The sequence below is a fragment of the Nonomuraea sp. NPDC023979 genome (genome assembly GCF_040639085.1).
GTDB lineage: Bacteria > Actinomycetota > Actinomycetes > Streptosporangiales > Streptosporangiaceae > Nonomuraea > Nonomuraea ceibae.
Window position 1 is genome coordinate 127,874 of sequence record NZ_JBEZZG010000018.1, and the last position, 18,061, is coordinate 145,934.

Genomic DNA, 18,061 nt, shown 5'->3' on the forward strand with positions numbered 1-18,061 from the left:
GTGCCAGGCGGCTACGACAAAGCGATGCTCACCTCGTCCTCCAGCGGCGGGTCCTCCTCCTGCTTGCGGCATCCGGTGGCGGCGAAGCAGCGGATGGTCACCCGGTCCGGGGTGACCGAGAGGTGCAGGAACTGCTTGAAGAACGGCGGGGTGTCCCAGTCGGAGAACTCCGACAGGTAGCGGTGGAAGACCTGGCCCACCGGCAGCCGGAACGGCCACGGCCAGGAGCCGAGCAGCCGCGCGGCCCACCGCATCCGCCGCGTCACCGTGACCTGGCCGAGCGGGCGCACGGGGGTGTTCTTGATCTGCTCGGACATGATGCAGGCGGCCTCGTCCGGCGTCAGGTAGATCCACTTCATCCGCAGCCGCCTGGCGTAGAGCTGGCTGTAGAACGACAGCGAGTCGCCGCGCAGCGGGTAGCAGCGGAAGTCGTCCTCGTGCACGCCGCCGGCGTCGACCCGCCGGATGGTGTGGGTGGCGTGCATGAAGGCGCCGCTGCCGCCGGAGACGATGTACTGGATGACCCGGTCGCCGACCTTGACCGGGTAGCGCTGGTAGTTGTGCACGTCGCCGCCGATGGCCGCCACGTAGCGGTGGGCCGGGTCGCGGACGATGTCGTCGATCGTGCCGCCGCCCTCCAGGGGCGAGGGCTTGTAGTCGTTGCGCGTGTAGATCGGCTTGCCGGTGACGAGGATCTTGGGGCGCGGATCGAGGGAGACGCGGCGCAGCCAGTCGGCCTGCTCGGCGTCGATCGCGCCCCTGATGCCGGTGTCGACGCCGACGACGAGCAGCGACGGGCTCTCGATGACCCAGTACGGGCCGGGCTGGGTGGCCTGCTGGGCGGGCTTGCCGCGCAGGGCGCGGGCCTCGGCCAGGGCGCTCTCGTCGACGGTCTCGGGCTTGCGCCACAGCAGCCCGCGCAGCCCCCGGTCGGGCCTGGGCTTGAGCGGGGGCGCGTCGCAGAAGACCCGCATGAAGCCGCCGAGCCCGTCGTACCAGTCGTGGTTGCCGGGGATGGCGTAGATCGGCGCGTCGTAGTCCTTGTAGGGGCGGAAGAACTTGTCGCGGTACTCGTTGCCGGACCCGGCGGGGTAGACGACGTCGCTGGCGATCACCGCGAAGGCGGTGCCTGCGCCGATGTTGAGCATCCCGGGGACGACCGCGTACTGGGAGGCGTCGCCCTCGCCGGTGTCGCCCAGCAGCAGGAAGCTGAAGCTGTCGCCGAGCCCCGGCGTGATCGCGAACCTGTCGCCGGCGCCGCTTTCGCGCTGCGCCGCGACCCACCGGCGGCGCACCTCGCCGGACGGGTCGCCGAACAGGCCGGCGAGGATCTCGTTCCTTGACCTCCACAGCGTGCGTAAGTCGAGCCAGCTGAAGCCCTGCCGGTCGGGCCGCAGTCCGGCGTACGTGCCGATCTCCTGGCAGGCCCAACCGGCGCCCTCTTCGGACACCCGGGAGGACGCCTGCTTCCCCCGTTCTGCCGCGATTTCCACCATGACCACATCTTTGCCGTGCCGCCCGGGAAGCGCATCCTGAAACGGAGCGTGCCGTACCCGCCACAGAAGGTGCGCCATGGTGTAACCTCAATCGCCCCAAGCAAGCGGTTGTCGTCGCCAAGGAGGGCTCCCATGGCCCGGAACGGTTCCGATGACGCGCTCCGGCGGGGCACCACGGGGGTCGAGGCCGTCGAGGGCCTGCTCGCCTACGCGACGACTCGGCGCAGGTGGGGCGGGGGCGGGCTGCGCAGCGCCGACCGGGCCGTCGCGCTGAGCCGCGCCCTCGTGGCCGAGAACCCCGCCCACACGCCGCTGCTGGCCCGCGCGCTGCGCACGGCCGCCCGCCTGCACCTCGGCCACCGCCGCCCGGCCGACGCGCTGCCGCTGGCCGCGGAGTCGGTCGAGCTGGCCCGCCAGGCGGGCGGCCCCGCGCTGGTGCTGTCGCTGGCGTGCCTGGCCGAGGTGTACGAGTCGCTCCAGCGTTACGGCGACGCCGCCGCGGCCCTGTCGGAGGCCGACGGCCACACGCCGCCCGCCTAGGCGATCAGCGCCCCGGGGTTGAGCACGCCCGCCGGGTCCACCTGGGCCTTCACCGCGCGCAGGATCGCCGAGCCGAGCGGGCCCACCTCGGCGGCGTGCGCGTCACGGTGGTCGCGGCCCACACCGTGGTGGTGGGAGATCGTCCCGCCGGCCGTCACGATGGCCTCGTTCGCCGCCCGCTTGGCCCGCTCCCACTGCGCCACCGGGTCGCCGTCCTGGGCGATGACGACGGTGAAGTAGAGCGACGCGCCGGTCTCGTACACGTGGGAGATGTGGCACATGACCAGCGGCGTGCCGAGCGCGCCGAGCAGCGCCAGCCGGACCGCGTCGTACAGCCGGGGCAGGCCGGACCAGAAGCCGGCCGTCTCCAGCGTCTCGACGGTGGCCCCGGCGGCGAGCAGCGAGTCGCGCAGGTACGGCGCCTCGAAGCGGCCGCGCGCCCACGACTCGCCGGGCTCCTCCCCCAGCGGCACGCCGCCGAGGCCGGCCAGCACGGCGGCGACCTCGGCGCGGCGGGCCTCGGCGAGCGCGGCGGAGCCGCCGGCGGGCGTCTCGTGGCCGGCGATCAGCAGGCAGCCGGTGTCGCCGCCGCCGATGGCGTCGGGGCGGGCCAGGCCGATCATCGTCTCGGTCTCGTCCGACAGCCGCAGGACCGCCGGGAGCGCGCCGCCCTGGGCGAGCGCGCGCAGGGCGGCGGCGCCGGTGCCGAAGTCCGGCAGCCGCCAGCCCTCGAAGCCGCGGGCGGCGGGCAGGCGGCGCACGCGCAGGCGCAGCGAGGTGATGACGCCGAACGCGCCCTCCGAGCCGAGGACGAGCTGGCGCAGGTCGGGCCCGGCGGCCGACTTGGGGGCGCGGCCCAGTTCCAGCGTGCCCGCCGGGGTGGCGAGGGTGAGCCCGGCGACCATGTCGTCGAAGCGGCCGTAGCCCGCCGACGCCTGTCCGCTGGAGCGCGCCGCCGCGAACCCGCCGAGCGTCGCGTACTCGTAGGACTGGGGGAAGTGGCCCAGCGTGAGCCCGTGCGCGGCCAGCAGCCGCTCGGCCTCGGGCGCGCGCACGCCCGGCTCGAACGTGGCGATCATCGACTCGGCGTCGACGCCGGTGAGCCGGTCCATCCGGCCCAGGTCCAGGCTGATCACGCCGGCGAACCCGGGGCCCGGGGACGCCAGGCCGCCGACGACCGAGGTGCCGCCGCCGAACGGGATGACCGCGACGCGCTCGGCCGAGCAGAGCCGCAGCACCTCCGTCACCTCGTCATGGCCGCCCGGCCGCACGACCGCGTCGGGGGCGTCCGCGCCGTCGCCGGCGCGCAGGCGCAGCAGGTCCGGGGTGGACTTGCCGCGCGTGTGCCGGACGCGGGCCTCGCGGGAGGTGTCGACGTTCGCGGCGCCCACCAGGCCGGCCAGCGCCGTGAGCAGCCGTGGGGCGAGCGAGACGGGCGGCAGGCGTACGGACTCCAGGGTGGCGGCGGGCTCGGCCGGGGCGCGCACGCCGAGCAGGTCGCCCAGCAGCCGGGTGATCTCCTCGGGCAGGTCGCGGGCCTTGGCGGGGTCGCCCCACCCTGACCAGAGCATGGGTTCGGTTGGCACGCATACACTGTGACACATGCCGTCGATTCGTCACAATGAGGGCGTCCTGGACGCGGCCCGGGACTGCGTGCTGGCCTACGGGGTGCGGCGCACGACGCTGACCGACGTGGCGCGCCGGGCCGGGGTGTCGCGGATGACGATCTACCGCCACTGGCCGGACGTGCGCTCGCTGGTCGCGGACCTGATGACGCGCGAGTGGGTGGCGGCGATCGCCGGGCTGGACCTGTCGGACCCGGTGACGGCCGTGGTGACCGGGGTGCGGCGGCTGCGCGAGCACCCGCTGTGGCGCAAGATCGTCGAGGCGGACCCGGAGCTGCTGCTCCCCTACCTGCTGCACCGGCGGGGCGCCAGCCACGAGGCGGCCCTGGCGGCGCTGGAGCCCGCGCTGGGCGACGCCCGCAAGGCGCGGGCGGTGTTGCTGGTGGCGCAGGCGTGGCTGCTGTCGGCGCCGACGATGCTGGACCCGGTGACGCTCGACGAGCTGGACGCCGAACTGCGCACACTGCTGGAGGGTTACGTTGACTAAGCGAGACACCTCGCCGGACACCTCGCTGAACGCCGGCAGGAGGAGCCGCGAACTGGAGCTCGTGGCGGAGGAGCGGGTCGACGTGCTCGTCGTGGGGCTGGGCGCGACGGGCGCGGGGGCGGCGCTGGACGCGGCGTCCCGGGGGCTCAGCGTAGCGGCGATCGACGCCCACGACCTGGCGTTCGGCACGTCCAGATGGAGCTCCAAGATGATCCACGGCGGCCTGCGCTATCTCGCCAAGGGCCAGGTCGGGGTGGCGTACGAGAGCGCGGTCGAGCGCGGCTTCCTGCTCAGGCGCACGGCCCCGCACCTGGTCCGGGCGCATCCGTACGTGCTGCCGCTGACGCGGGAGGTGTCGCGGCGGCAGCAGGCGCTGGTGATGGCCGGCTACCGGCTGGGCGACGGGTTGCGCGCGGCGGCCCGCACGCCGCGGCGGCTGCTGCCCGGCCCGTCGCGGCTGACGGCGGAGCGCACGCGGCGGCTGGTCCCGGCGCTGGACGGCGAGGGCCTGCGCGGCGGGCTGCTGTCGTGGGACGGGCGGCTGCTGGACGACGCCCGGCTGGTCGTGGCCGTGGCCAGGACGGCGGCCGGGCAGGGCGCGCGGGTGCTGACCCGGTGCCGGGCGCTGGAGCTGACCGGCACGGGCGCGCGGGTGCGGGACGAATTGACCGGGCGCGAGTTCGCGATCAGGGCCCGGGTGGTGATCAACGCGACGGGCGTGTGGGCGGGCGGCCTGGACCCGTCGGTGCGGCTGCGGCCCTCGCGCGGGACGCACCTGGTGCTGCGGCCGGGCACGCTGCCGGGCATGTACGCCGGGATGCACGTGCCGATCCCGGGCGAGCGCAACCGGTTCACGCTGGTGCTGCCGCAGCCCGACGGCCGGGTGCACGTGGGGCTGACGGACGTGGCGGTGGACGGGCCGGTGCCCGACGTGCCCGAGGCGCCCGAAGAGGACGTCAGGACGCTCCTGGAGGTGCTGAACGGGGTTGTCGGGGCTGAGGTGACACGGGAGGCGGTGGCGGGCGCGTACGCGGGCCTGAGGCCGCTCCTGGCGGCCGACGGACGGACGGCCGACCTGTCGCGGCGGCACGCGGTGCTCGCGGGCGACGGCGTGGTCACGGTGGTCGGCGGCAAGCTGACGACGTACCGGCGGATGGCCGAGGACGCGGTGGACCGCGCCGCGGAGCTGGCGGGGCTGCGCGCGGGCCGGTGCCGCACGGCCTCGCTCCCCCTGGTGGGCGCCGGGCCGGCGCGGCGGCCGTCGTCGGTGCCGGAGGGGGCGGCGGGCACGTGGCGGCGGCTGACCGAGCGCTACGGGGCCGAGGCCGCGGCGGTGTGGCCGCTCGTGCGCGACCACCCGGAGCCGGTCGGGCTCGGGTTGAGCGCGGGCGACCTGCTGTGGTCGGCGCGGCACGAGGGCGCGCTCGACGCCGCCGACCTGCTCGACCGGCGGACCCGGCTCGGGCTGGTGCCGGAGGACCGGCAGGCGGCGGCCGGAGCGGCGGAATCGGCGATCGCCTGACACCTCGCCATCCCGTTAGGTTAGTCTTACCTAATTCGCGGAAGGGGGACGGTGTGGCGAAGGGCTGTGAACACGCGGAGGGGTGCCACACCGGTGGCATACCCACCCTGGCCAGTGCGACGGTGGGGGCCAGGCTGTGGCTGCTCGTCGAGCACGAGGGCCCGTGGCCGGCCCGCCTGGAAAGCTCAGAACTTCCTGAGAACATCGCCAAACTCGTCACCAGAGCCCTCGAACGCGGTATCAGGCCGCAGCTGATCCGCCGTCCCGGACGCCGCACCCGCCCACGGAACCGGGACATCCGTGTGCTATTGGCGTACGGGGTCGGAGACGCGCCCTGGCTGGCCAGCGGTGTCGTCGCAGGTCCTGACGATCTTGACCTGGACGCGCTGGTGGCCGGAGTGGTCCCCGAGTCCTGCATACTTGAAGACGAGCCGGTATTTCTGGTGTGCACGCACGCCAAGCGCAACGCGTGCTGCGCCCGCATTGGATTGCCCCTCGCTCGGTCGCTGGCGGATTTTCTGCCGGACAGAGTGTGGGAAACGTCACACGTTGGCGGCGATCGCTACGCCGCCAACCTTGTGTGCTTGCCACACGGAATTTTCTACGGCAGCATGTCTCAGGCTGCTGCGATCGCAGCGGCAGACGCGTACCGGTCGGGCGAGGTCATTCTCGACCGTCTCCGGGGACGCGCAGGCATCCCTGAGCCATTGCAAGCCGTGGAGCACTTCGCCCGAGCCCATACGGGAGAGCGCTCCGTCGGCGCGGTGGCCGTGGAATCCTCAAGGTCGGACGGCGACGTCACCGAAGCCATCGTGCGCTGCGGAGACGTCCGGTTCCAGGTTGTGGTCAAGCCATCGGCGTGCCAAGCGCCGTGTGGCACGGGTTGCGCCGAGACGATCACCACCTACCGGCTGGTTTCGCTGGACAGGCTCACGCCTGTGCGGTACGCCACGCCAGCCCTCACCTGACCAAGGGAACATCACGGTCTCGCTTTGCGTTGGAACAGTGACGCCGAAAGCGTCCAATGCGGCTCAATTACCGAAATACCTCTCAAGAAGGTGGTTTTCTCATGTCTCAGGTACGTCGGCAGCTCGCCCGCCCGCGCCCCAGCTGGGGTTGGCAGGATGATGCCGCGTGCCGGGGTGAGGACCTCGTGCTCTTCTTCGGCCCTGACGGAGAGCGGCAGCCCGAGCGTGACGTACGTGAGCGGAAGGCCAAGGCGATCTGCGCCGGGTGCCCGGTCCGCAACGAGTGCCTGGACTACGCGCTGTCCCGTCCGGAGAAGTACGGCACGTGGGGTGGCCTGAACGAGGACGAGCGCGCCTCCGAGCGTCGCCGTCGCATGCGCCGCGCCGCCAGCGCCGGCATCTCCGCCGCCTGACACCCGGCAGCATTCCCCGCGCAGATCATCGCGTGATCACGCAGTTGTCCCGATGAACCGGAGCCTGGCACACCGCGCTCAGGCTCCGGCGAACCCGGTCGGGACAACTGCCTGATCAGGCAGCTCACCCCGCGCACGACGAAGCCGCCGTCCAATCCCGGACGGCGGCTTTCGCATGCCCTCGTTCAGACCGGCTCAGACCAGCAGGTCGTCGAACTCCCCGTCCTTGGCCCCGAGGACGAATGCGGTGATCTCTGCCCTGGTGTAGACCAGCGCCGGCCCGTCCGGGAAGCGTGAATTGCGCATCGCCACCTCGCCCGTGGGCAGGGGCGCCACCTCGACGCAGTTGCCGTTGGGATTGCTGCGCGCGCTCTTGCGCCAGACGACGGGAAGACGACGCGCGGGCGTTCCGTTGCGGAACTCAAGCATGGGGGCAGCTCCTCGGCCATACGGATGCACGTGCATCCGTGCTTACGAGCAGACAATACGGTGACGAGCCCATCGCCATATACGGGATGACCAAAAATCCGCTATGCCGTGGATCACACGCGTTTTCACCGGTCAAGCAGGCTCTCGAGGAACCGCCTGCTCTCCTTCGGCTCCTGAGCCTGCACGCTCAACCGGTCCATCACCTTGACGTAATGTTCGGACTCGGCCGCCTTGTCCAGATAGAGGGCGCTGGTGAGCTGCTCCATGTAGACCACGTCCGGCAGCTCGCGCTCCGGGAAGCGCAGGATGCTGAACGAGCCGCCCGCCGCCGCGTGCCCGCCCCGGTCGAACGGCATGACCTGCACCGTCACGTTGCGCTCCGCCGTCATGGCCAGCAGATGCTCGATCTGCTCCCGCATGGCCTCCGGGCCGCCAGGCGCCCGACGCAGCACCGCCTCGTCGATCACGGCCCACAGGTTGAGCCGGTCGTCCCCAGTCAGCCGCCGCTGGCGGGCCACCCGCAACTGCACCCGCCGGTCCAGCTCGTCCGGGGCCGCCCGCTCGTTGCCCAGCTCGATCACCGCCCGGGCGTAGGCCGGCGACTGCAGCAGACCGGGCACGAACTGGTTCTCGAACGTGCGGATGGCCGAGGCGGCGCCCTCCAGGCCGATGTACACCTCGAACCAGCTCGGCAGCAGATCGCCGTACTTGTGCCACCAGCCCGGCGCGTTGGCCTGCTTGGCCAGCGCGATCAGCGGCGCCCGCTCGTCCGGGTCGGTGACCCCGTACAGCGTCAGCAGGTCGGCCACGTCGCGCTCCTTGAAGCTGACCTGGCCCAGCTCCAGCCTGCTGATCTTGGCGTGGGAGGCGCGGATCGAATAGCCGGCGTCCTCGCGCGAGATGCCGCGCTCGGTGCGCAGCCGGCGCAGCTGCGTCCCCAGCAGGATCCGCAGCACCGTCGGGCTCCCCGTCGAATGCTTCAGGATCGTGCTTCCGAGACCCTCGGCACTCTCGGCACTCTCTGCGCTCACGTCCATCGCTCCCAGATCATCTGCACGTGCAGATGCATTCTGCATCGGTAAACATCGAAAAGTCTTGCATCTGTGCCGCACGGTCGTAAAGATGGGGAATGGATCACCAGAAACCGCGCCTCGGGGGCCAAGGATGACGACTTTCGACGCCCGGCCGCAAGCCTCCAGCGCCACCCGGCCGCCGGCGTGGCTGACGTCCGCGATGCTGGACGGCCGCACCGGCGACGGCGACGCGGTCTTCCCCTTTCACGAACTCAGCTCGTTCGAGCCCGGGTGCGTGGCCATGGCCAGGCGATTCGTCGACCGCACGCTCGGCTCGTGGGGGGCGGAGCGGGCGGCCTTCGACGCCACCCTGGTCGTGTCCGAACTGGTGACCAACGCCATGCGCCACGGAGGCGGCGCCATCCAGCTCCGCCTCCTGCGCCACGGCGGCGAGGTGGCGTGCGTCGTCACCGACTACAGCTCCACGCCGCCGTCGCCCGCGGGCGCCGACATCTTCTCCGAGTACGGGCGCGGGCTGCGGCTCGTCGAAGCGCTCTGCTCCGGCTGGGGCTGGGTCGCCCCGGGCGGCCCCGGCAAGATCGTGTGGGCCGTCCTGCCCGCCTGACGTCACCCTCACCGGTTCCGGTCCAGCACGTCCAGCACGTCGGCGTCGGACAACTGCTCGAAGTGCGCGTACCACTGGCCCACCGCCCGGAAGTCGGGCGGCTCGATGAGCACCACCACCTCGTCCGCCTCCCGGCGCATCGCCTCGACCGTCTCCGGCGCCCCCACCGGCACCGCCAGCGTCACCCGCGCCGGGCGCGCCGCCGCCACCGCCCGCAGCGCCGCCCGCGCCGTCGCCCCCGTCGCCAGCCCGTCGTCGGCCACCACCACCTCGCGCCCCGCCAGCTCCGGCAGCGGCCGATCCCCCCGGTACGCCGCCACCCGGCGGGCCAGCTCACGCCGCTCCGCCTCCACCACCTCGGCCAGCGCCCCCGGCGTCAGCCCCAGCCGGGCCAGCAGCGCGCCGTCGAACACCGGCTCACCGCCCTCGGCGATCGCCCCCACCCCCAGCTCCGGCTGCGGCGGGTAGCCGATCTTACGGGTGACGAGCACGTCCAGCGTCCCGCCCAGCCGCCGCACGATCGGCTCGGCCACCGTCACCCCGCCGCGCGGCAGCGCCAGCACCACCGGCTCGGGCACCTCCAGCCGCTCGGCCAGCAACCTCCCGGCTTCGGCCCGATCGGCGAACATCCGCTCCATACGTCCCCCGTACCCGGCAACACCCCACTTCCCACGATCCCACCTTTTGGACGCCTGCCCTTTCGGGCCGTGCCCACCGAAAGCCCCTCTCACGGAGGACCCACTCCCTCAGAGACGGAGAAAGCACCCCTTGCCGGAAGGAGCCGTTCTGTCGGATAGCCCCCGGCGGAATCACCCCTTTCCGACGGGAGCGCACCCCCTGAAAGCAGCGCCTCCCGGAGAACGGCCCCGCCTTGGGGGCGTGGCCCTCCCGGGGCAGCCGTCCCGGGGGGCGAACCTCCCAGGGGCGACCGGCCCGGGGGCGGTCGGCCCCTCCGCGGGTGTGTACCTTGCCGGGTGGGGTCAGGGGCGGTTGCGGCCGGAGCGGCGCATTTCCTTGTGGATGACCTTCCACCGGTTCTGCAGGTCCTTGCGGAGGCGGGCGTCGGTGCGGGCGGCCATCCAGGCGGCCTCCCGCTGGAGCTTGCGCCAGCTCTGCAGGCGCCGTTCGGGCAGCTCGCCGGAGTCGACGGCGGCCAGCACGGCGCATCCGGGCTCGCTGTCGTGCCCGCAGTCCTGGAAGCGGCAGCGGGACGCGAGCTCCTCCAGGTCGGCGAAGACGAGGTCCACGCCCTCGCTCATCTCGTACAGGCCGACCCGCCGGATGCCGGGCGTGTCGATGACGAGGCCGCCGCCGGGCAGCGGGATGAGCTCCCGGTGCACGGTGGTGTGCCGGCCGCGTCCGTCGGCGGCGCGTACCTGCTGGGTGTCCATGACGCCGTCGCCGGCGAGGGCGTTGACGAGCGTGGACTTGCCCGCGCCGGACGGGCCGAGGATGACGGCGGTGCGGGAGCCGTCGAGGTAGCCGCGTACGAGCTCGACGCCCTCGCCGCGCAGCGAGGAGACGGCGTGCACGTCGACGCCGGGGGCGGCGGCGCGCACGTCGGTCAGGAGCTCGTCGAGCCCCTGCTCGAACAGGTCGGCCTTGGTGACGAGCACGACGGGCGTGCCGCCGGACTCCCAGGCGAGCGCCACGAGGCGTTCGATGCGGCCGAGGTCGGCGTAGTCGGTGGAGTGCATGGACGGTTCGGCGACGAAGACGATGTCGACGTTGGCGGCGAGCACCTGGCCTTGGCCGTCGCCGGACAGGCCGCCGCGCGAGTCGCGGCTGACGCCGCCCCGGACGAACGCGGTCGTCCTGGGCAGCACCTCGTCGAGCTCGTAGCGGCCTTCGGGCAGCGCGCGCAGCGCCACCCAGTCGCCGACGCACGGCAGCGCGACGGGGTCCTGGGCGGCGGCCCGGCGCACGCGGGCGCCGTAGCGGGCGTTGTGCTGGCCGTCGGCGGCGATGACCTCGGCGGCGCCGCGGTCGACCCGCGAGACGCGGCCGGGTACGGCGCCGTCGGGCAGCTCGGCGGCGCGGGACGCGGTCCAGCCGAGCAGGGAAAGATCGTGAAGCAACGGATTACACCTTTGGCGGAGAAGGAATGCCGGGTGACTAGAGGAGTCCCCGGAGGATGTCGGACGGCACGCAGCACAGGACAATCCGCATGGGTCCTCACCTCCTTCTCGATCCGTTTCGCGAGGCGACTTTACGGCACCCGCCGGGAGGGACGCAATCCGGTTTTCGGACGCCGCCCGGCCGGCCCGGTTGAACCCGGGCGGGGACGCGGGCCGTACCCCCTGCCGACGGACGCGAGAAAGGGGAAAGATGCGACTGAGCACGTATCCCCCACCCTCGGCAGAGGGGGCAGCCCCCATGCGGTTACGGCACTGGATGAGGCGGGCGCGGCCCGACCCGGAGGTGGTCGTGTCCGCGCTCTACCGGCAGTATCACCGGCCGCTGCTGGCGTTCGTGGTCCGGCTGACGGCGGGTGACCGGCAGTGGGCGGAGGACGTGGTCCAGGAGACCATGATCCGGGCCTGGCGCAGCGCCGAGCGGCTGGATCCTGACGCGGCCTCGCTCATGCCCTGGTTCGCGACCGTCGCCAGACGTATCGTGATCGATGACCGGCGGCGGCGGGAGTCGCGCCCGGCGGAGCTGGGCGACGGGCCGCTGGAGAGCCTGCCCGTGCCCGACGAGATGGAGAAGCTGCTGCACCAGGTGGTCGTGTCCGAGGCGCTGCGGGCGCTGTCGCCGGCCCATCGCGAGATCCTCAACGAGACGATCCTGCGGGACCGGTCGGTCAACGACGCCGCCGAGGCGCTCGGCATCCCCGTGGGCACCGTGAAGTCCCGGGTCTACTACGCGGTCCGGGCGCTGCGGGTGGCGCTGGAGGAGAGGGGGGTGACGGCATGACCGCGCGTGTGGAGCACACCGATGTCGGCGCCTACGCCCTGGGCCTGCTGGAGGACGACGACAGGCGGGCGTTCGAGGAGCATCTGGCGCACTGCCGGCCGTGTGTGACGGAGTTGTCGGAGCTGTCCGGGGTGGCGCAGGCGCTGACCGGGCTGGGTCCGCTGGAGGACGAGCCGCCGCGGGGTGAGGAGCCCGCCGAGGTGATCGACCTGCTGCGCCGCAAGCAGGCGGCCGACCGGCGGTCGCGCCGGGGCACGTTCCTGGTGGGAGTGGCGGCGGCGGTGACGCTGGTGGCGGGCGGGCTGGTGGCGGGCGCCCAGTTCGGCGGCGGGTCGCCGGCCGCGCCCGTCGCCTCGCCGCACGACGGCATCGGCCCGGCCGAGCGGTTCTACGCCGCGGGCACGCCGGTCGAGGGCGTCGGCAGCGGCGGCGTGACGGGCGGGCTGGTGCTGGAGTCGAAGGGCTGGGGCACGCACGCGGCGCTCAAGCTGGCGGGGGTCAAGGGGCCGCTGGAGTGCGCGCTGGTCGCGGTGTCGCGCGACGGCGACCGCCGCATCATGATGGGCTGGGCCGTCCCGCCCGCCGGCTACGGCGTGCCGGGCTCTCCCGGGCCGCTGTACGTGCACGGCGCGAGCGCGCTGCCGCTCGACCGGATCGACCACTTCGAGGTGGTCACCACCGAGGGCGCCACCCTGCTGACCGTGAAGGTGTGACGGAGGCGGCCCCGGTACGGAGGATTTCCCGTCGTCCGTTGAACCCGGGGCCGCCCGCCGTCCGTACTGCTTTCGTACGACGAGTACGTGACCGGCGTGATCAGGGGACACGCCGGTCACCTCCGGGACGAACCACCCACGGCCGACGGCGGCCTTCCCCGCTCGCCGGTCGGCCCTCGCTCCGGGGCATCCGGCCCGCCCCGGGAGCGACGGCGCCCCGCCGCACGAGAGAGCCCGTGCGGCGGGGCGTTCCCGGTCGCCCGGGGGACTCGCTTACAGGCCCGGCGCGGGGAACTGCGCGGTCAGCTCGCTGACCTCGCGGTGCACGCGGGTGATCACGTCCTCGGCGTCGCCCTTGGACAGCGCGGTGACGACCTCGTCCATCCAGGCGCCGATCTGCCGCATCTCGGCCTCGCGCATGCCGCGCGAGGTGACGGACGGGGTGCCGATGCGGATGCCCGACGGGTCGAACGGCTTGCGCGTGTCGAACGGCACCGTGTTGTAGTTGGTCTCCAGCCCGGCCCGGTCGAGCGCCTGGGCGGCCGGCTTGCCGCCGATGCCCTTGGGCGTCAGGTCGAGCAGGATCAGGTGGTTGTCGGTGCCGCCGGAGACCAGGTCGAAGCCGCGCGAGGCGAGCTCGTCGGCCAGCGCCTTGGCGTTGGCGACGACCTGGTGGGCGTAGGCCTTGAAGTCGTCGGTGGACGCCTCGCGCAGGGCGACGGCGATGGCCGCGGTGGTGTGGTTGTGCGGGCCGCCCTGCAGGCCGGGGAAGACGGCCTTGTTGAGCGCGGCGGCGTGCTCGTCGGCGGTGGCCATGAGCATGGCGCCGCGGGGGCCGCGCAGCGTCTTGTGGGTGGTGGTGGAGATCACGTCGGCGTGGCCGACCGGCGACGGGTGGGCGCCGCCGGCGACGAGGCCGGCGATGTGCGCGATGTCGGCGGCCAGCACGGCGCCCACCTCGCGGGCGATCGCGGCGAAGCCCTCGAAGTCGATCGTGCGCGGGATGGCGGTGCCGCCGCAGAAGATGAGCTTGGGCCGGTGCTCCAGGGCCAGCTCGCGGACCTGGTCGAGGTCGATGCGGCCGGTGTCCTGGCGGACGCCGTAGCGGACCGGGTTGAACCACTTGCCGGTGGCCGAGACCGACCAGCCGTGCGTGAGGTGGCCGCCGAACGGCAGGCCCATGCCCAGCACGGTGTCGCCCGGCTGCAGGAACGCCATGTAGATGGCCAGGTTGGCGGGCGAGCCGGAGTAGGGCTGGACGTTGGCGTGGTTGACGCCGAACAGCGCCTTGGCGCGGTCGACGGCCACGGTCTCGATCTGGTCGATGACCTGCTGGCCCTCGTAGTAGCGCTTGCCGGCGTAGCCCTCGGAGTACTTGTTGGTCAGGACGGTGCCGGTCGCCTCGAGCACCGCCTTGGACACGTAGTTCTCCGAGGCGATGAGCTTGACCGTGTCGGCCTGGCGGCGCTCCTCGGCCTTGATGAGCTCGGCGATCTGCGGGTCGACGCTAGCGAGAGAACTCATGAGTCTCCTGTCATCATTGACATCCTGCGAAGACCCAGGCGCACGGCCTCCGCTCCTTCCGCTCCCTGGTGGTCGATCCCACCGATTGCGCCAGTCGCGACGCCTTGACGATATCGGAAGCGCGGGGGCTGTCAGCTCGGGGTGATGGCCACGTTCCTGATGACGCCGAGCGGGCCCATGTCGACGTCGACGCGGGCGACGTCCTCGGGCACGTTCGCGTAGATGGCGTAGAGCTGGACCTGGTCGCCGCCCTGGAAGGGGGCGACGGGCAGGTCGGTGCAGTCGCAGCCGCCGTCCTTGCTCGCCGGGTAGATCGGCGAGCCGACGCCGGGCGGGACCAGGCTGACCCGCGAGGCGGTGGAGTCGAGGGCGCCTCGGCCGAGCTTGCCCGCGAGGGGCGCGTTCTCCTCGCCGACGTTCTTGACGGTCCACTGCAGGCGGACGGTGCGGCCCTGCCGGACGAGGGAGTCGACCTGGACGCTCAGCCTGCTGCCGAGCGCGTCGATCGTGCTGGCGGCGGCGGGGGTGCCGGGCTCGCCGGCGGCTTGTTCCCAGGGGCGCAGGACGGCCACGGTGACGCCGGCGCCGACGGCGGCGGCCAGCAGCGCGGTCACCACGGGCACCCACCGCCGCCCGCGCCCGGCCGCCCCACCGCGCCGCCCGGCCGGTCCTGGTCCCGGCCGGCCGTCGCCGTTCCCGCCGCCGTTCCCGCCGCCGGGGCCCGCCGGGAAGGAGCTCGCGGGGAAGGAGCTCGCGGGGTAGGGCGCCGCGGGCGCGCCGGCGGCCGGCGCCAGGACGGGGGTCCACGTCTCCGACACCACCCGCGTGGCGGCGTCCACCCGGACCTCCGTACGACCCAGCAGCCGGTCGAGGAGCTGCTGGGCGGTGGGCCGCCGGGCGGGGTCCTTGTCCAGGGCGCGCTCCACCAGCGAGCGGATGCGCTCGTCCAGCCCGTCGAGCACGGGCGCGTGGTTGACCACCCGGTAGACGACCTCGGCGACGCCCCCGGTGCCGAACGGCGGCCTGCCGGTGCCCGCGTACGCCATCAGCGCGCCCCACGCGAAGACGTCGCCGGCGGGGGTGACGGGCTCGCCCCTGGCCTGCTCGGGCGACATGTACGCGGGCGTGCCCATGCTCTGCGCGACCGTGAAGGGCAGGTCGGCGGTGTCGGCGAGCTGCGCGATGCCGAAGTCGATCACGCGCGGCCCCACGGGGCTCAGCAGCACGTTCGACGGCTTGAGGTCGCGGTGCACGACGCCGGCCTGGTGGATGGCGGCCAGCGCGGTGGCCACGCCCACGGCCAGCGCCTCCAGGTTGGAGCCCGTCATGGGCCCGTGCCGCCGGATCACCCCGGCCAGGTCGGGGCCCTCGACGAACTCGGTGACGAGGTAGGCCGTGCCGCCGTCGAACCCGGCGTCGAGCACGGGCGCGGTGCAGAACCGGGCGACCCGCCGGGCCGCCTCCGCCTCCTTGCCGAACCTGCGCCGGAACTCCTCGCGGGCCGCGAGCTCGGGCCGCATCATCTTCAGCGCGACCTGCCTGCCGGACCCGTCGCGGGCCAGGTGGACGAAGCCCATCCCGCCCTCGCCGAGCTTGCGGAGCAGGACGTACGGACCGACCCTCTGCTGCGCCTCCATCGGGGCGATTATGGCGGAACGACGGTCATTTCGCACGGCCGAGGCCGGGCCAGAGCCGGTCGACCTCGGCGTTCAGGATGGCCCCGATGAGCACGGCCAGCGCGGTGATGTAGAGCCAGAGCAGCACCGCGATGGGCGCCGCGAGCGACCCGTACACCGAGACGGGCGTGAACCAGGCGGCCAGCACGCCGCGCAGCACGGCGGCGCAGACGATCCACAGGATGAGCGCGAGGATCGCGCCGGGCAGCTCGCGGTACCACTTCGTGCGCACGGGGACGCTCACGTGGTAGAGCACGGTCAGGAAGAGCACCGAGCCGACGATCACCACCGGCCAGTAGAGCACGTCGATGAGCACGCCGTACTGGCCCGGCAGCACGCCCCGCAGCAGCGTCGGCCCGATGACCAGGATCGGCATCACGATGATGCCGATGACCAGCCCGACCACGTACAGGCCGAACGACATGAGGCGGGTGCGGATGATGCCGCGCTCCTCGCCCAGGCCGTAGGCGACGGAGATGAGGTCCACGTACACGTACAGGGCGCGCGAGCCCGACCACAGCGACAGCAGGAAGCCCAGCGAGATGATCGACACCTTGCTCGCGTCGTCGCGCAGCACGTCGGCCAGCAAGGGGCGGACGACGCCGGTGACGGCGTCGTCGGTGAACAGCAGCCCGGCCTGGTCGATCACCCACGCCTCGATGTCGCGCACGCGCTGCCTGCCGAGCCAGGTGCCGAGCTTGGCCAGCACGCCGATGAGTCCCAGGACGAACGGGGGCAGCGACAGCAGGGCGAAGAACGCGGCCTCGCCCGCCAGGCCGGTGACCCGGTAGTTGACGCCGGCGTTGGTCGCGGCGCGGGCGGTCGCCCACGACCTCGTGTCGCGCACCCAGCTCAGCCTCGCCCGGGCTTGGGCGGCGAGCCGCCTCTTGGACCGGCCAGGCGCATCCGTGGACGTCATGGCACCCAACGCTATTTCGCAGTGACTCTCGGGGACAGCTTACGTCCCCCTCGTCCTGCCCTAGGCGTTGTCGACGATGCGTGCGCCCAGCGGGAGAAGTGAGACGGGGATCATCTTGATGTTGGCCACGCCCAGCGGGATGCCGATGACGGACACGAACAGCGGGATGGACGTGAGCACGTGCCCGATCGCCAGCCAGATGCCCGCGACCAGGAACCAGATCACGTTGCCGATCAGCGTGAGCGCCCCGGCCTCGGGGTCGCGCACCACGGTCCTGCCGAACGGCCACAGCGCGTAGGCGGCGATCCGGAACGAGGCGATGCCGAACGGGATCGTGATGATGAGGACGCAGCAGACGATCCCGGCGAGCGCGTAGCCGATGGCGAGCCAGATGCCGGCGAACACGAGCCAGATGACGTTGAGGATGGTGCGCATGGTCACAGCATGTCACCGTGCGTACCCGGCCCACATCGGGGATCACCCTGATAATGCAGGGGTGATCTGCGAACGCTGCAAGGAACGACGTCACGACGAGTGCCGGGGCGGGTCGTGGTGCGACTGCCAGCACCAGGAGCCCGAGCCGGAGCCGGACGAGCCCGTCGTCAACTGGCTGCGCCAGGGCTAGCCGGCCTGACCGGCGGCCTCCAGGAGCTGCCGCCTCGACGGGTTGACCAGCACCCGGCCGCCCACGGTGACGGTGGGCACCGTCTCGTCGCCGCCGTTGACCGACCGGACGAACGCCGCCGCCTCGGGGTCGCGCCAGATGTTCACCTCGGCGTAGGCGAGCGGCGTGAACCGCAGCCCGGTGCGCAGCCGCATGCAGTAGCGGCAGCCCGGCCGCCAGTAGACGACGACGCCCGCGCGGTCCGCCCCGCTGTGGGAGGCCGAGCGCCCCCGGCGCGGCAGATTGGCGAGCACCGTCCAGGCGACGTAGAGGGCCGCGACGATGAGCAGGGCCGTCATCAGGGGAGACATACCGCGAACGTACCGGGCGAGTCCAGAGTCTGGACCCGGTCTTGGACATCGATCGCCGCCGGGGTATCTTCGAGGCATGCCAGCGGACCCCATGCTCGTCGGCCGACGCCACGTCGACCTTCAGCGTGTCCGCAGTGCCATCTGTTGCGACGCCCGGTAACCGCAGATTTCTTCCGCTGAGCGCGTCGCACCTCCTCTCCCCTGCACTCGATGACGAGGC

The 18,061-nt window shown here is 72.8% G+C and carries 21 protein-coding genes and 1 riboswitch; of the genes, 10 read left to right on the top strand and 11 right to left on the bottom strand.

Going from position 1 to position 18,061, the window contains the following annotated elements; genetic code table 11:
* Positions 1-11: 11 nt before the first annotated feature.
* Positions 12-1,496, bottom strand: coding sequence for a metallophosphoesterase (locus tag AB0G11_RS28420; protein WP_357589516.1), 1,485 nt, complete (start codon positions 1,494-1,496; stop codon positions 12-14).
* 132 nt (positions 1,497-1,628) lie between these two features.
* Here AB0G11_RS28420 and AB0G11_RS28425 point away from each other — a divergent pair, with 132 nt between their 5' ends.
* A complete protein-coding gene (locus AB0G11_RS28425) occupies positions 1,629-2,036 on the top strand; it encodes a hypothetical protein (protein ID WP_357589518.1) in 408 nt (135 codons plus the stop codon).
* On the opposite strand, the gene AB0G11_RS28430 is transcribed toward AB0G11_RS28425, so the two are convergent.
* Positions 2,033-3,607 (bottom strand): FAD-binding oxidoreductase, encoded by a 1,575-nt coding sequence (locus AB0G11_RS28430; RefSeq protein WP_357589566.1) that lies wholly within the window; start codon positions 3,605-3,607, stop codon positions 2,033-2,035. The two genes, AB0G11_RS28425 and AB0G11_RS28430, sit on opposite strands and share 4 nt — an antisense overlap.
* 31 nt (positions 3,608-3,638) lie before the next feature.
* On the opposite strand from AB0G11_RS28430, the gene AB0G11_RS28435 reads away from it, so the two are divergent.
* From AB0G11_RS28435 to AB0G11_RS28450, 4 genes are all read left to right on the top strand, one after another.
* A complete protein-coding gene (locus AB0G11_RS28435; protein ID WP_357589520.1) occupies positions 3,639-4,148 on the top strand; it encodes a helix-turn-helix domain-containing protein in 510 nt (169 codons plus the stop codon).
* Complete coding sequence (locus AB0G11_RS28440; protein WP_357589522.1) at positions 4,141-5,670, top strand: glycerol-3-phosphate dehydrogenase/oxidase; 1,530 nt, start codon at positions 4,141-4,143, stop codon at positions 5,668-5,670. Before AB0G11_RS28435 ends, AB0G11_RS28440 begins: the two co-directional genes overlap by 8 nt.
* A gap of 53 nt (positions 5,671-5,723) precedes the next feature.
* Positions 5,724-6,638 carry a sucrase ferredoxin gene (locus AB0G11_RS28445; RefSeq protein ID WP_219506735.1) on the top strand — a complete coding sequence of 305 codons (915 nt, stop codon included), beginning with the start codon at positions 5,724-5,726 and terminating at the stop codon, positions 6,636-6,638.
* Positions 6,639-6,739: 101 nt separating this feature from the next.
* Positions 6,740-7,051 (top strand): WhiB family transcriptional regulator, encoded by a 312-nt coding sequence (locus tag AB0G11_RS28450; protein ID WP_125634885.1) that lies wholly within the window; start codon positions 6,740-6,742, stop codon positions 7,049-7,051.
* 195 nt (positions 7,052-7,246) lie between these two features.
* Here AB0G11_RS28450 and AB0G11_RS28455 read toward each other — a convergent pair whose 3' ends face one another.
* Positions 7,247-7,480 (bottom strand): DUF397 domain-containing protein, encoded by a 234-nt coding sequence (locus tag AB0G11_RS28455; protein WP_219506737.1) that lies wholly within the window; start codon positions 7,478-7,480, stop codon positions 7,247-7,249.
* Positions 7,481-7,605: 125 nt separating this feature from the next.
* Positions 7,606-8,436, bottom strand: a complete 831-nt coding sequence (locus AB0G11_RS28460; protein ID WP_357589524.1) for a helix-turn-helix transcriptional regulator — start codon at positions 8,434-8,436, stop codon at positions 7,606-7,608.
* A gap of 208 nt (positions 8,437-8,644) precedes the next feature.
* Here AB0G11_RS28460 and AB0G11_RS28465 point away from each other — a divergent pair, with 208 nt between their 5' ends.
* Entirely contained in the window at positions 8,645-9,118 is a 474-nt protein-coding gene (locus AB0G11_RS28465) for an ATP-binding protein (protein WP_219506741.1), read from the top strand.
* An 8-nt stretch (positions 9,119-9,126) separates the two neighbouring features.
* Here the strand turns inward: AB0G11_RS28465 and AB0G11_RS28470 are convergent, their stop codons facing one another.
* Both AB0G11_RS28470 and rsgA read right to left on the bottom strand, forming a co-directional pair.
* Entirely contained in the window at positions 9,127-9,747 is a 621-nt protein-coding gene (locus tag AB0G11_RS28470; protein ID WP_246645136.1) for a phosphoribosyltransferase family protein, read from the bottom strand.
* Positions 9,748-10,098: 351 nt separating this feature from the next.
* Positions 10,099-11,196 (bottom strand): ribosome small subunit-dependent GTPase A, encoded by a 1,098-nt coding sequence (rsgA, locus tag AB0G11_RS28475; protein WP_357589526.1) that lies wholly within the window; start codon positions 11,194-11,196, stop codon positions 10,099-10,101.
* A gap of 298 nt (positions 11,197-11,494) precedes the next feature.
* On the opposite strand from rsgA, the gene AB0G11_RS28480 reads away from it, so the two are divergent.
* Entirely contained in the window at positions 11,495-12,034 is a 540-nt protein-coding gene (locus AB0G11_RS28480; RefSeq protein WP_357589528.1) for a sigma-70 family RNA polymerase sigma factor, read from the top strand.
* Positions 12,031-12,747 (top strand): zf-HC2 domain-containing protein, encoded by a 717-nt coding sequence (locus AB0G11_RS28485; protein ID WP_357589530.1) that lies wholly within the window; start codon positions 12,031-12,033, stop codon positions 12,745-12,747. The genes AB0G11_RS28480 and AB0G11_RS28485 overlap by 4 nt, the downstream gene beginning before the upstream one ends.
* A gap of 273 nt (positions 12,748-13,020) precedes the next feature.
* Here AB0G11_RS28485 and glyA read toward each other — a convergent pair whose 3' ends face one another.
* The 4 genes from glyA to AB0G11_RS28505 all read right to left on the bottom strand — a co-directional run bounded on the left by glyA (position 13,021) and on the right by AB0G11_RS28505 (position 17,301).
* Positions 13,021-14,271 (bottom strand): serine hydroxymethyltransferase, encoded by a 1,251-nt coding sequence (gene glyA, locus AB0G11_RS28490; protein ID WP_219519586.1) that lies wholly within the window; start codon positions 14,269-14,271, stop codon positions 13,021-13,023.
* A gap of 25 nt (positions 14,272-14,296) precedes the next feature.
* A riboswitch (ZMP/ZTP riboswitch) is annotated at positions 14,297-14,379 on the bottom strand.
* Between the two features lie 23 nt (positions 14,380-14,402).
* Complete coding sequence (locus AB0G11_RS28495) at positions 14,403-15,908, bottom strand: serine/threonine-protein kinase (protein ID WP_357589532.1); 1,506 nt, start codon at positions 15,906-15,908, stop codon at positions 14,403-14,405.
* A 25-nt stretch (positions 15,909-15,933) separates the two neighbouring features.
* Positions 15,934-16,866 carry a YihY/virulence factor BrkB family protein gene (locus AB0G11_RS28500; RefSeq protein WP_219519592.1) on the bottom strand — a complete coding sequence of 311 codons (933 nt, stop codon included), beginning with the start codon at positions 16,864-16,866 and terminating at the stop codon, positions 15,934-15,936.
* 60 nt (positions 16,867-16,926) lie between these two features.
* Complete coding sequence (locus tag AB0G11_RS28505) at positions 16,927-17,301, bottom strand: YccF domain-containing protein (protein WP_219519595.1); 375 nt, start codon at positions 17,299-17,301, stop codon at positions 16,927-16,929.
* Between the two features lie 61 nt (positions 17,302-17,362).
* Between AB0G11_RS28505 and AB0G11_RS28510 the strand changes: the two genes are divergently transcribed.
* Complete coding sequence (locus AB0G11_RS28510; RefSeq protein ID WP_281427552.1) at positions 17,363-17,491, top strand: hypothetical protein; 129 nt, start codon at positions 17,363-17,365, stop codon at positions 17,489-17,491.
* Here the strand turns inward: AB0G11_RS28510 and AB0G11_RS28515 are convergent.
* The gene (locus AB0G11_RS28515; RefSeq protein WP_246647105.1) at positions 17,488-17,841 is read right to left on the bottom strand and encodes a glutaredoxin domain-containing protein; all 354 of its coding nucleotides are present in this window, start codon (positions 17,839-17,841) and stop codon (positions 17,488-17,490) included. The genes AB0G11_RS28510 and AB0G11_RS28515 overlap by 4 nt on opposite strands.
* A gap of 76 nt (positions 17,842-17,917) precedes the next feature.
* On the opposite strand from AB0G11_RS28515, the gene AB0G11_RS28520 reads away from it, so the two are divergent.
* Entirely contained in the window at positions 17,918-18,001 is an 84-nt protein-coding gene (locus AB0G11_RS28520; protein WP_311132608.1) for a putative leader peptide, read from the top strand.
* Positions 18,002-18,061 lie beyond the last annotated feature (60 nt).